The 11,740-nt window shown below is 66.6% G+C and carries 12 protein-coding genes; 5 read left to right on the top strand and 7 right to left on the bottom strand.

What is annotated here, in order from left to right:
• Positions 1–76: 76 nt before the first annotated feature.
• Complete coding sequence (ptsP, locus tag ACFQ3C_RS01435; protein ID WP_380788512.1) at positions 77–2,317, top strand: phosphoenolpyruvate--protein phosphotransferase; 2,241 nt, start codon at positions 77–79, stop codon at positions 2,315–2,317.
• A 183-nt stretch (positions 2,318–2,500) separates the two neighbouring features.
• Here ptsP and ACFQ3C_RS01430 read toward each other — a convergent pair whose 3' ends face one another.
• A complete protein-coding gene (locus tag ACFQ3C_RS01430) occupies positions 2,501–4,114 on the bottom strand; it encodes an AMP-binding protein (RefSeq protein WP_380788509.1) in 1,614 nt (537 codons plus the stop codon).
• 66 nt (positions 4,115–4,180) lie between these two features.
• Between ACFQ3C_RS01430 and ACFQ3C_RS01425 the strand changes: the two genes are divergently transcribed.
• Complete coding sequence (locus ACFQ3C_RS01425) at positions 4,181–4,345, top strand: hypothetical protein (protein ID WP_380788506.1); 165 nt, start codon at positions 4,181–4,183, stop codon at positions 4,343–4,345.
• Positions 4,346–4,364: 19 nt separating this feature from the next.
• On the opposite strand, the gene ACFQ3C_RS01420 is transcribed toward ACFQ3C_RS01425, so the two are convergent.
• From ACFQ3C_RS01420 to ACFQ3C_RS01405, 4 genes are all read right to left on the bottom strand, one after another.
• Positions 4,365–5,153, bottom strand: a complete 789-nt coding sequence (locus tag ACFQ3C_RS01420; protein ID WP_380788504.1) for an aspartate dehydrogenase — start codon at positions 5,151–5,153, stop codon at positions 4,365–4,367.
• 6 nt (positions 5,154–5,159) lie between these two features.
• Positions 5,160–5,567: a (R)-mandelonitrile lyase gene (locus ACFQ3C_RS01415; RefSeq protein WP_380788501.1), complete on the bottom strand. Its 408-nt coding sequence runs from the start codon at positions 5,565–5,567 to the stop codon at positions 5,160–5,162.
• A 67-nt stretch (positions 5,568–5,634) separates the two neighbouring features.
• Positions 5,635–6,399: an EcsC family protein gene (locus tag ACFQ3C_RS01410; RefSeq protein ID WP_380788498.1), complete on the bottom strand. Its 765-nt coding sequence runs from the start codon at positions 6,397–6,399 to the stop codon at positions 5,635–5,637.
• A gap of 72 nt (positions 6,400–6,471) precedes the next feature.
• Positions 6,472–6,960: a GNAT family N-acetyltransferase gene (locus tag ACFQ3C_RS01405; RefSeq protein ID WP_380788495.1), complete on the bottom strand. Its 489-nt coding sequence runs from the start codon at positions 6,958–6,960 to the stop codon at positions 6,472–6,474.
• Between the two features lie 148 nt (positions 6,961–7,108).
• Between ACFQ3C_RS01405 and ACFQ3C_RS01400 the strand changes: the two genes are divergently transcribed.
• The 3 genes from ACFQ3C_RS01400 to ACFQ3C_RS01390 all read left to right on the top strand — a co-directional run bounded on the left by ACFQ3C_RS01400 (position 7,109) and on the right by ACFQ3C_RS01390 (position 9,230).
• Positions 7,109–7,714 carry a flavin reductase family protein gene (locus ACFQ3C_RS01400; RefSeq protein ID WP_380788493.1) on the top strand — a complete coding sequence of 202 codons (606 nt, stop codon included), beginning with the start codon at positions 7,109–7,111 and terminating at the stop codon, positions 7,712–7,714.
• 83 nt (positions 7,715–7,797) lie between these two features.
• Entirely contained in the window at positions 7,798–8,667 is an 870-nt protein-coding gene (locus tag ACFQ3C_RS01395; RefSeq protein ID WP_380788489.1) for an S-methyl-5'-thioadenosine phosphorylase, read from the top strand.
• Between the two features lie 32 nt (positions 8,668–8,699).
• The gene (locus ACFQ3C_RS01390; protein ID WP_380788486.1) at positions 8,700–9,230 is read left to right on the top strand and encodes an adenine phosphoribosyltransferase; all 531 of its coding nucleotides are present in this window, start codon (positions 8,700–8,702) and stop codon (positions 9,228–9,230) included.
• A gap of 81 nt (positions 9,231–9,311) precedes the next feature.
• Here the strand turns inward: ACFQ3C_RS01390 and ACFQ3C_RS01385 are convergent, their stop codons facing one another.
• A complete protein-coding gene (locus tag ACFQ3C_RS01385; RefSeq protein ID WP_380788484.1) occupies positions 9,312–10,730 on the bottom strand; it encodes an FAD-binding oxidoreductase in 1,419 nt (472 codons plus the stop codon).
• A 48-nt stretch (positions 10,731–10,778) separates the two neighbouring features.
• A complete protein-coding gene (locus ACFQ3C_RS01380; protein WP_380788482.1) occupies positions 10,779–11,615 on the bottom strand; it encodes an MBL fold metallo-hydrolase in 837 nt (278 codons plus the stop codon).
• Between the last annotated feature and the right edge of the window lie 125 nt (positions 11,616–11,740).

Here is an 11,740-nt window from a genome sequence, read left to right as displayed (position 1 = left end):
CATGTCGACCGGTGGCCCGCTTGGGCCACGGGCCGCACTGGCGGGCCGGCACGGAACGGGGAACTAGGCAGGCGATATGCCCGAACAGACCGAATCCGAAAGCCGCAAGCTGCTGCGCCGCTTGCGCGATGCGATGGCCGAAGACAGCGCCGGACAGGCGCGTCTGGACAAGATCACGCATCTGATTGCCGATTCGATGGGCACGGAAGTGTGCTCGATCTACCTGTTTCGCGATCTCGAAACGCTTGAACTCTGTGCGACCGAGGGCCTCAAGGCCGAGGCCGTGCACCAGACCCGGATGAAACTGGGCGAGGGCCTCGTGGGCCGGGTCGCGAAATCGGGAAGCATCATCAACTCCGCCAATGCGCCGCAGGAAAAGGGCTTTCGCTTCATGCCCGAAACCGGCGAGGAGATATATTCCTCCTTCCTGGGCGTGCCGATCCAGCGCCTGGGCGAAAAGCTGGGCGTTCTGGTCGTGCAGTCGCGCGAAGCCCGCGAGTTTTCCGGCGATGAGGTCTACGCGCTGGAAGTGGTCGCCATGGTGCTGGCCGAGATGACCGAACTGGGCGCCTTCCAGGGTGAAGGCGCGGCGCTTTCGGCACGCCACCAGCAATCCGTGCTGATCCGCGGCACCACGGCGCAGGAAGGTGCCGCCGAAGGCCATGTCTGGCTGCACGAACCCCGCGTCGTCGTCACCAATCCGATCTCGGAAGACCCCCACAAGGAACTGGAGCGTCTGCAGGACGCCGTTGAACAACTGCGTCTCAGCGTCGATGCGCTGCTGGCCAATACCGTGGGCGACAAGGACCAGCATGAGGTGCTGGAAGCCTACCGGATGTTCGCCAACTCCAAGGGCTGGATGCGCCGGATGGAGGAAGACATCGCCCGCGGCCTCACCGCCGAGGCGGCCGTGGAAAAGGAACAGTCCAACGCCCGCAACCGCATGGAACAGGTCACCGACGCCTATCTGCGAGAGCGGCTTCACGATCTGGATGATCTGTCCAACCGTCTGCTGCGGATCCTGACCGGCCAGGGCAAGGACACAGGCGCCGAAATGCCCGTGGACCCGATCCTTGTGGCGCGCAACATCGGCCCCGCCGAACTGCTGGATTATGGCCGCAGCCTGCGCGGCATCGTGCTGGAAGAAGGCTCGGTCGGCTCCCATGCCGCCATCGTCGCCCGCGCGCTGGCGATCCCGCTGGTGATCCGCGCGGCCCGCATCACGACCGAGGCGCTGAACGGCAACCTGATCATGGTCGATGGCGACCAGGGCGTGGTGCATCTGCGCCCCGAAGAAACCGTGGCCTCTGCCTTCCGCGACAAGATCGCCATGCAGGCACAGGCGCAGGAACGCTACGCCTCGATCCGCGACAAGCAGGCCGAAACCCCCTGCGGCCGCGTCATCGGGTTGCACATGAACGCAGGCCTGATGGCCGATCTGCCCAGTCTTGCAGGTTCGGGGGCCGAGGGTGTGGGCCTTTTCCGCACCGAATTGCAATTCCTCGTGCGCAACCAGATGCCAAAACGGTCCGAACTGTCGGCCCTCTATTCCCGCGTGCTGGATGCCGCCCAGGGCAAGCGCGTGGTGTTCCGCACCCTCGACATCGGGTCGGACAAGGTGCTGCCCTACATGAAACCCAATGACGAGCCGAACCCCGCGCTTGGCTGGCGCGCGATCCGCGTGGGTCTCGACAAGCCGGGCGTCATGCGGATGCAATTGCAGGCGCTGATCCGCGCCGCCCATGGCCGCCCGCTGACCGTGATGTTCCCCTTCGTCGCCCAATATGGCGAATACCTGGCCGCCAAGGCCGAGATGGACAAGGCGATGGAGCGCGAGCGCATCCTCGGCCATCCCCTGCCCGCACGGCTGGAGGTGGGCGCGATGCTGGAAACCCCCAGCCTTGCCTTCGCCCCCGAACAGTTCTTCGAAGAGGTGCAGTTCCTCTCGATCGGCGGCAATGACCTCAAGCAGTTCTTCTTCGCCGCCGACCGCGAGAACGAGCGCGTGCGCCGCCGCTACGACACGCTGAACGTCAGCTTCCTGACCTTTCTGGAAAACATCGTCGACCGCTGCCGCGCCACCTCCACCCCGCTCAGCTTCTGCGGCGAGGACGCAGGCCGCCCGGTCGAGGCCGCATGCCTGGCCGCCATCGGCTTCGACATGCTCTCGATGCGCCCCGCCTCCATCGGCCCGGTCAAGTCGATCCTGCGCCGCACCCGCCTTGACGGCCTGCGCGACGTGATCCACGCCGCCCGCACCCGCGGCGAGGAATCCGCAAGGCCTGCGGTGATGGACTATCTGGCAAGCCAGGGGTGAGTGGCACCTCGGAAGTGCAGCCCTCTGCGCGGAATCAAGGTGCGGAACGCACCGCCGCGCGATCGCCGACCCGCCCCCTCAACCCGTTAAAAAACGGCAAACACGCCCCCGTAACCCGCTGAAAACAAACATCCCGAAAAATGTCCCATCGTGGGACGGGGGCGGGGTCCGTCCTGACGGGCCTCAGATCTTGCGGCCCGCCCCCTCCCAATAAGGGGCCCGCAGGCGGGGTTTGAAGATCTTGCCGCTGTCCTCGCGCGGCAGGGCCGCGTGGAAATCCACCTTGCGGGGCTGTTTGAAGCGGGCCAGCTTGCCCTCCAGATAGGCCATGACCTCGGCCGCATCAGGCGTCCAGTCGGGCATCGGCTCCACCGCCGCCACGACCTTCTCGCCGAACTCGGGATCGGGCGCGCCGAACACCGCCACATCGCGGATGAAGGGCGCGCGGATCAGCACCGCCTCGATCTCGGCGGGAAAGATATTGGCCCCGCCCGAGATGATCATGTCCTTCGCCCGATCGGTGATGAACAGAAACCCGTCCGCGTCCAGCCAGCCCAGATCACCCACAGAGAAATGCCCGTGCTTTTCCGCCGCCGCCCGTGCTGCCGGGTCGTTGGAATAATCAAAGCCGCCGAAGACATCCATCCGGGCGTGGATCTCGCCCACCTGTCCCGGTGGCAACGGGTTGCCCTCGGCATCAAGGATCATCACCGTCCCGCCCATCTGCATCCGTCCCGCCGTGCCGGGGCGTTCCAGCGCCTCGGCAGAGGAGACCATGGTCATGAACCCGATCTCGGTCGCGCCATAGCTTTCCCAGAAGACCGGCCCCCACCAGTCGATCATCGCCACCTTCAGGTCATGCGGCCATGGCGATCCGGTGGACACCACGAACCGGACCGACGACAGATCATACCGCGCCTTGACCGCCTCGGGCAGCTTCAAAAGGCGGCTCATCATCGTGGGGACCATGTAGACATGGGTGATCCGGTCCTGCGCGATCCGGGCCAGAAAGGCCTCGGGGTCGAACTTGGGCGCCAGATGCACGCAGACACTCGGCGTGACCAAGGCCGCCGCGGTCAGGGTCGAGGGGGCGGAATGATAGACCGGGGCCGCCGTGAAAAAGCGATCGCCAGCCGTCAGGCGCATCATCTCGTCGCCCACCTGCCGCAGCACGGGTTCGAAATCCCGCCGCACCCCGGTACTGGCGCGGCGCACGCCCTTCGGGCGGCCGGTCGAGCCGGAGGTATAGCGCATCAAGGGCCGGGTCATCGCCTTTTCGGGCAAGGGGTCGGCCGCATCCACCAGATCGGCCCATTCCGGGACATCGGACGCATCCCTGGCCGCGGCGGGTGCCAGACCATAGGCCGCACAGAGCGCGGGCCCCGGCGTCACGCCGATCAGCTGCCGCCCCTCCAGCGCCGGACGCAGGGCCGCGATCAGATCGCGGTGGATGATCACGGTCCGCGCGCCGCTGTCGTCGCAGATGGCGCCCACCTCTTCGGCGGCGCCATGCCAGTTCAGCGCGACGATCACCACGCCCGCATGGGCGGCGGCGCGCATCACCTCAAGCTGGGTCAGGTCATTGCGCATGATCACGGCCACCGGCGTATCCTCGGCCAGGCCCAGCGCGCGCATGGCCCCGGCCCCTTGCGCCGCCCGCGCCTCCAGCGCGGCGCGGCTCATGCGCTTGTCGTCATCGCCTACCCAAGCTTCGGTCATCGCGGTCCCCTCCTCCTGCTCCGCAGGCCAGTCTTGGGCAATTGTGTCCGATGTTCCAGCCCTGATCGCCCGTTGCATCCACCTTGTGCAAAACCGCGCCGTGGTGCATGAGCAGGCGATACCCAGACAGTCGAGGGCAAGGTCATGGATTACGGAAAACAGGGCGCAAACAAGTCGGCCAAGAACATGCCGCGCCACAAGGAACATAACGAAAAGGGAACCGACAAGAACCCTTACGGCAAGACAGCCCCCAAGGCCGAGCTTCTGGCGCGCATGAAAGCTGCTGCCGAAGCCAAGAAAAAGGGCTGAGAGCGCCCCCGATCCGGCGTCAGAACCGGATCGCCGCGCGGTGATCGGCCAGGGCTGACAGCACGCTCATCGCAGCCAGCGCGGATGTGCGCGGGTTTCCGGGCAGTGTCTGGCCTGTGATGGTCAGCCGCATCTCGCCGAAATCGCCATGTGCGGTGATCCGGTGGGTGTTGCCCTGCGCGGCAGGGTCCGCGATCAGCCGCACCTGTGTGCCCTCGAACCCCAGCCCCGCAAGGGCGACAGCGGCGGCCACATTGGCGTTCTTGGGATAAAGCAGCGCGGCCTGCCGGGCGTCCCCGTCGAAATGCACAGCCGCGGCGTCCAGCGGCACGGACAGGTCCATCACCTTTTCCGCCCGCGATCCGGCCCAACCCTGCGGCGGCTTGCGCCCCTCGTATGTGACCCTGTCCAGCCGCCCCATCCGGGCCGCGCGCAGGGCATCAAGGCCGCCAATGGCCCCGCTGCTCAGGATCAGGCTTGTCTTGCCCTGCCGTGCGGCCTCGGCCAGCCCGGCCTGAAGCGCGGCATCAGCCAGCGCGCCCAGCGAGACGGTGATCATTGGAACGCCCGCGCGCAGGATCGCGGGACCATGCTGCGCTAGACCGGCATGGCCCGCGCAATCGACCATGATGTCGGGCAGATCATCCCCGATGCTGTCGCGGCAGATCACATCTCCCAGCGCCGCCTGCGCCGCCACGGCACGCCCTGGCCGCACGATGATCAGCGACAGCGTCGCGCCGAGACCGGACAGTCCGCGCGCCACATATTGCGCGATGGCGCCATGCCCGATCAGCCCGACCCGCAGCACCCTGCCCTAGCCTTCGACCGGACGGCCATAATCGGCATCGGTCACATGCTCCATCCAGGTTACGGCAGACCCGTCCAGCGCCTCCTGCATCGCCAGATGGGTCATGGCATTCTGGGGCGCCGCCCCGTGCCAATGCTTTTCGCCGGGCGCGAACCAGATCGTATCGCCGGGGCGGATTTCCCGCACCGGGCCACCCTCGCTTTGGGCAAGGCCCAGGCCGGACAGCACCAGCAGCGTCTGGCCCAGCGGGTGCGTATGCCAGGCCGTGCGGGCGCCGGGTTCGAAGGTCACGCGCACCGCCCGCAGGCGCGCGGGGGCCGGCGCGGTGATCACCGGCTCCATCCGCACATGCCCCGTGAAATAATCGGCCTCGCCCCGCCCCGAAGGGCGCGCCCCGTTCTGCGTGATCTCCATGATACGTTCCTTCTGCCATCTGGGGGTACTGTTCCGAAAACCCGCGGGCAGGGCAAGCACGGATCGCCTAGCGCCGGGGCATCGGCTGACGGGTCAGCCTGTCACGCAGGCGCTGCGCCAGTTCTGCCTGCGGCACGTCCCCGTCGATCGCAAGCTTGCGGAGCCCGAAATGCACATGGGCGATTTCCTGGTAGTAGCTGGTATAGGCGTAATTCGTGGCCGCCCCCGCCACCGCCCCCAGAACCGGCACGGCCTGCGCCGCCAGTTTCTGGCCCAACACCGTGGCCAGGCGAGGGGCCACACGGGCGATCAGACCATGCAGCACCGGCCCCGTAACCGTCAGCCGGGTCGAGATGAAGGCCAGATCGGCCCCGTCATCCCGCGCCAGCGGTCCGGCTGCCGAAAACACCTCAAGGCAGTCGAACTGCACGTTCTTGGCCGCAGGGTCGAAATCATATTCCGCCGCAACACCCTGGATCGCGCGCAACAGGATGGTGGTGGTGATCGGCAATTCCGCCAGCGCCGACGGCAAACCGCCAAAGCCGCCAGCCGCGCCCATCGCCGTGGTCACGGCCGTGTTCATCCATCCCGGCTGATCGCCCACCACCCCGCGAGAGCCCTGCGCGGCCTTCATGGCCCAGTGCAATGCCGCCTCGGTTCCCTCGCCCAGGCGGTCACGCACGGGGGCGGGCAAACGGTCCAGCAGCGATTCGGTCTGACCGCCGATCAGGTTCAGCACCTGTATGCCCAACCCGCCGGCACGGGCATGGCGCGCGGCCAGCCTGTCAAGCGCGGCATCGACATCTACGGGGATCAGGGAATGCGTGGTCATCGGCCCATCCTTGAAGCGGTTCCATGATAGATTGGTGGGAACAGCCCCGCGTTCAAGCGCCCCTGGCCCAGATCAGTCGATCCAGCGCGTCACACGGCCCCTGACACCGCGCCATGCCCCTCGGGTCAGATCCTGCCCCAGCACGCGGTCGGGGTTGGTCGGTGGCGGCATCTCGACCCCTTCCAGCCTGCTGAAACCGAAGCGGCTGTAATAGGGCGCGTCGCCCACCAGCATGACCCGGTCCCAGCCCGCCGCGCGGGCGCGCGCCAGGCTGTCCTTGATCAGCAGGGCGCCCAGCCCCTCGCCCTGCCGGGTCGGGTGCACGGCAACCGGCCCAAGCAACAACGCGGGCGCCCCGCCCACCCGTACCGGCCAATAGCGGATCGCGCCCGCCAGGATCCCGTCCCCGTCACGCGCCACCAGCGACAGGCCCGGCACTGGCGGGATATTGTCACGCAAGCGGTAGGACGACAGCGCCTCGCGCCCCGGCGCGAAACACAGGTCATAAAGCGCTTCGACCTCCCACCAGTCGGCGGCGGTTTCCTCGGACAATTGGAACACCTGGACCAGTCCTCGCGCGTCTGTTCAAGTTTCGGGTGGAAACCGACCTAGCATGGCGCTAGGTCAGGCACAAACCCAACTGCGCCAAATGCGCGCATGAGGTCGGAAAGAGCGCCCCAGGCGCACCTGTCACAAAGCGAGGGACCCGATGTTCTACCAGCCCAAGGATGGCCACGGCCTGCCCCACAACCCGTTCAATGCCATCGTGACGCCCCGGCCGATCGGCTGGATCTCGTCGCGCGGAAAGGATGGCGTGGACAACCTTGCGCCCTATTCGTTCTTCAACGCCGTGGCCTATACGCCGCCGCAGGTGATGTTCGCCTCGACCGGGACCAAGCCGGACCGCGACGGCACCAAGGATTCGGTCGCCAATATCATCGAAAGCGGTGTGTTCTGCGTGAACATCGTGGAATTCGCGATGCGCGACGCGATGAACGCCTCGTCCAAGACGCTGCCCGCAAACGTGTCGGAATTCGACCATGCCAAGCTGGCCCGCGCAGAATGCGAAACCATCGCCTGCGCGCGCGTGGCCGCGGCGCCTGCGGCGCTGGAATGCCGCCTGACGCAGATCGTCCAGCTGGAAGGCGAGGGCAACACGCTGGTGCTGGGCGAGGTGACGGGCGTGCATATGCGCGACGATTGCCTTGTGGACGGGGTCTTCGACGTGACCACATTCCGCCCCCTCAGCCGGCTTGGGTATCGCGACTACGCGGTCGTGACAGAGCTTTTCGCGCTCAGCCGTCCCGACGACTGATCACAGGCGCAATCGCGGCTTGCACCCGGCACCGCCTGGTCTAACCTGACCGCAATGCAGCGCAACAGGGGATGGGCAGGCCCATGCAGACCAGGATCGGGATCATCGGGGGATCGGGGCTTTACCAGCTGGACAGCCTGGAAAACCCCGAATGGCTCAGCGTCACCAGCCCCTGGGGCGTGCCGTCGGACCAGATCCTGACCGGCGTGCTCCAGGGCGTGGCCATGGCCTTTCTGCCGCGTCACGGGCGCGGCCATGTGCATGCGCCATCAGACGTGCCCTACCGCGCCAATATCGACGCGCTGAAACGGCTCGGCGTGACCGATGTGATCAGCGTCAGCGCCTGCGGTTCCTTCCGCGAGGATCTGGCGCCGGGCGATTTCCTGATCGTGGACCAGTTCATCGACCGCACCGTGGGCCGCGATGCAAGCTTTTTCGGATCGGGCTGCGTGGCCCATGTCAGCCTGGCCCATCCCACCTGCCCGCGCCTGTCGGCGGCCTGTGCCGATGCCGCCCGCGCCGCCGGTGTGACGGTGCATGAGGGCGGTACCTACCTGGCGATGGAAGGCCCGCAGTTTTCCACCCTCGCCGAAAGCCGCCTGTACCGCGAGGTCTGGGGCTGCGACGTGATCGGCATGACCAACATGCCCGAGGCGAAACTGGCCCGCGAGGCCGAGCTGTGCTATGCCAGCGTCGCCATGGTCACGGATTACGACTGCTGGCATCCCGACCACGCCGAGGTGGATGTGGCCCAGGTGATCGCGACCCTTGGCGCCAATGCCGCCCATGCCCGCGCATTGGTGGCAGGGCTTCCCGCAAGGCTGGGCGCTGATCGCGCCCCCTGCCCGCATGGCTGCGACCGCGCACTGGAACATGCCATCATGACCGCCCCCGACCGCCGCGATCCGGATCTTGTGGCGCGGCTTGATGCGGTGGCGGGGCGTGTTCTATAGCACTGAGCATCACAGCACATTCCGGAGCACCCATGAAGACCGTCAAGGATTACATCCGCACCATCGTCGACTTCCCGCATGAGGGGATCCTGTTCCGTGATGTGACAACGCTTTTCGCCGATCCGCGCGGCTTTCGCATGGCGGTGGATCAGATGCTGCACCCCTACGCGGGCCAGCGCATCGACGTGGTCGTCGGGCTTGAGGCGCGGGGCTTCATCCTTGGCGGCGCCATCGCGCACCAGTTGGGCACCGGCTTTGTGCCGATCCGCAAGAAGGGCAAGCTGCCCGGCACCACGATCAGCCAGCATTACAAGCTGGAATATGGCGAGGCCATCGTCGAGGTGCATGACGATGCGATCCAGGCCGGCCAACGGGTGCTGATCGTCGATGACCTGCTGGCCACGGGCGGCACGGCCGAGGCCGGAATCAGCCTGGTGGAACGGCTGGGCGGCGTGATCGTCGGCTGCGCCTTCATCGTGGACCTGCCCGATCTGGGGGGGCGCCAGCGTCTTGAGGCGATGGGGATGGAGGTGCACGCGCTCTGCGCCTTCGAGGGGCTGTGACAGCGGGCTGACCGCCGAGGGGGGCCGTCTGCCCCCCGTCCCTGCGGGACTCCCCCCGAGAGTATTTTCGGAACGGTGAAGTCAGACCTGCCGCAGCACCGCGCCGGGGTTCAGGATGCCATTAGGGTCGAGCGTGGTCTTGATCTGGCGCATGACCGCAAGCTTGACCGGATCGCCGTAGCGTTCCAGATCGTCGATCTTCAGCCGCCCGATCCCGTGTTCGGCACTGACCGAGCCACCCATCTGATGCACCAGGTCATGCAGGTCGTGCTTGACCCTGTCGCGTTCGGCCAAGTGATCGGCGCGCGTTTTGCCCGGCATGGGAAAGACGTTGTAATGCAGGTTCCCGTCGCCCAGATGACCAAAGCAATTGACGCGGAAGGCGCCTATGCCCGCAATCAGCGCATCGGCGCGGGTGATGAATTCGGGGACCAGCGCAACCGGCAGCGAGATATCATGGCTTGAAACCGATCCGATACGGCGGTTTGCCTCGGGGATCTGTTCGCGCACCTCCCAGAACTGGTGGCGCTGCGCCTCGCTCTGCGCGATCAGCCCGTCGCTGACCAGCCCTGCCTCAAGCGCCCGCTCGAACAGGGTCTCAAGGGCCGTGGCGGGGTCAAGCCCATGCGCCAGGCCGACGTCGATCAGAACGAACCATTCCGGCGCGTGATCGAAGGGCTGGCGGATGTCCGGCAGGGTCTGGGCCAGGAAATGCAGCCCATTGGCATGCATCAGCTCAAAGGCGCTGATACCTTCGCCCATCAGATCGCGCGCCAGCGACAGCAGGCCCAGCGCTGCGGCGGGGCTTTCGACGATCATCATCGCCGTGCCCTCGCCCGCCGGACGCGGGACAAGGCGCAGGCTGGCGGCGGTGATCACGCCCAGCGTGCCCTCGGACCCGATCATCAGATGGCGCAGGTCATAGCCCATGTTGTCCTTGCGCAGCCGCGACAAGCCGTTCCAGATGCGCCCGTCGGCAAAGACCACTTCCAGCCCCAGGCACAGATCGCGCGCATTCCCGTAGCGCAGCACGTTGACCCCGCCGGCGTTGGTGGCCAGGTTCCCGCCGATCCGCGCCGATCCCTTGGCCGCGATGCTGAGCGGAAACAAACGGTTCACGGCCGTGGCCGCATCATGGATATCGGACAGGATCGCGCCTGCCTCGGCAATCAGGACGTTTTCATCCGCATGGACCGCGCGAATGGCGGTCATCCGCTCCATCGACAGCAGGAGAGGCGCGGGACCCTCCGGCATGATCTGCCCGCCGACCAGCCCGGTGCCGCCGCCATAGGGCACGACGCCGATACGCGCGGCATGGGCGGACCTCAGCACGGCTGCCACCTCGGCCGTGGTTTCAGGCGCGATGACAAGACCGGCATGGCCCGCCCAGCGCCCGCGCGGCTCTTCCAGATAGGCCGGTGTCACCTCGCGAAATGCGCGGTCGGGCAGATGATCGCGCAGGGCGCGGGCGAATGCGGGGGTGGCGGGGTTCAGCGTCATGCAGATGGTTCTATCACGTCGCCGCATCCCGTCCAGTGGGCGCGGCGCCTACTGGGCCTCGGTCAGCCATGCGGGCTGCAACAGCATGATCGTGGGCTGGCGCGGCAAGCTCCGCAAGGACAGCTCGACCTGGCTGGCGCCCGCGTCGATCACGGCGAACTGGTCGCTCATTCCGGCGACAAAGGCACGCAGCGTGCTCTCGCCGAACCAGTGCATCGGGATCACCACCGAAGAACGGAGCCGCCCGACAACCCGCATCATCGACTCGATATCCAGTGTCAGCCCGCCATCCACCGGGGCCATGACCACATCGAGCCGTCCGATCGCCGCATATTGCTCGGGGCTGGGTTCCTGATGCAGATGGCCCAGGTGCCCGATGCAAAGCCCCGCCACCTCGAAGATGAAGATCGAATTGCCACGCGGCTCGACCCCTCCGAAAGACCGGATGTCAGTGGACACGTTGCGCACCAGCATCTCGCCAAGATCAAGGTAGTGCTCGACACCCGCGCCGAAGGTCTCGCCCCAACCGCGCAGCACATGGGGAATCGCCGGATCGGGCGCGGCTGTCCAATGGGTGGAATGGGCGTGGTTCATGGTGACCACATCGGGGATCATGTCCACATTGCCGATGAACCCGGTGAAATCAGTCACCGCAGAAAGCCCGCCCTGGGTCTGGATCAGGAACGAGGCATGGGCGAGGTAACTGATCCGCACCGTGTCATCGGGCAACGGATCGCGGAAACTGGCCTTGTGCAGATATTCAAGCCCCGGCGCGGACTGGGCCACCGCGATACAGTGGCTTGGCGTGCGCTGCTGCGCCTGGGCATGGCCTGCGCCCAGGACCAGGGCCAGCAACGCGGCAAGAACGGGCATGGGTCGGGTCATGGCAAGTCCTCCTGACGCTGAGGATAGCGCAGGGATGGGCCTTGTCACGCACCTGCCCTGTTTCTTCTTGCCTCAAATATCCGGAATCCGCCCCGTTCCACCGGAACTGCCAATAGAATGGGCAG

The sequence above is a fragment of the Seohaeicola saemankumensis genome (genome assembly GCF_042678485.1).
GTDB lineage: Bacteria > Pseudomonadota > Alphaproteobacteria > Rhodobacterales > Rhodobacteraceae > Seohaeicola > Seohaeicola saemankumensis.
This window is presented reverse-complemented; position numbering and strand designations above follow the sequence as displayed.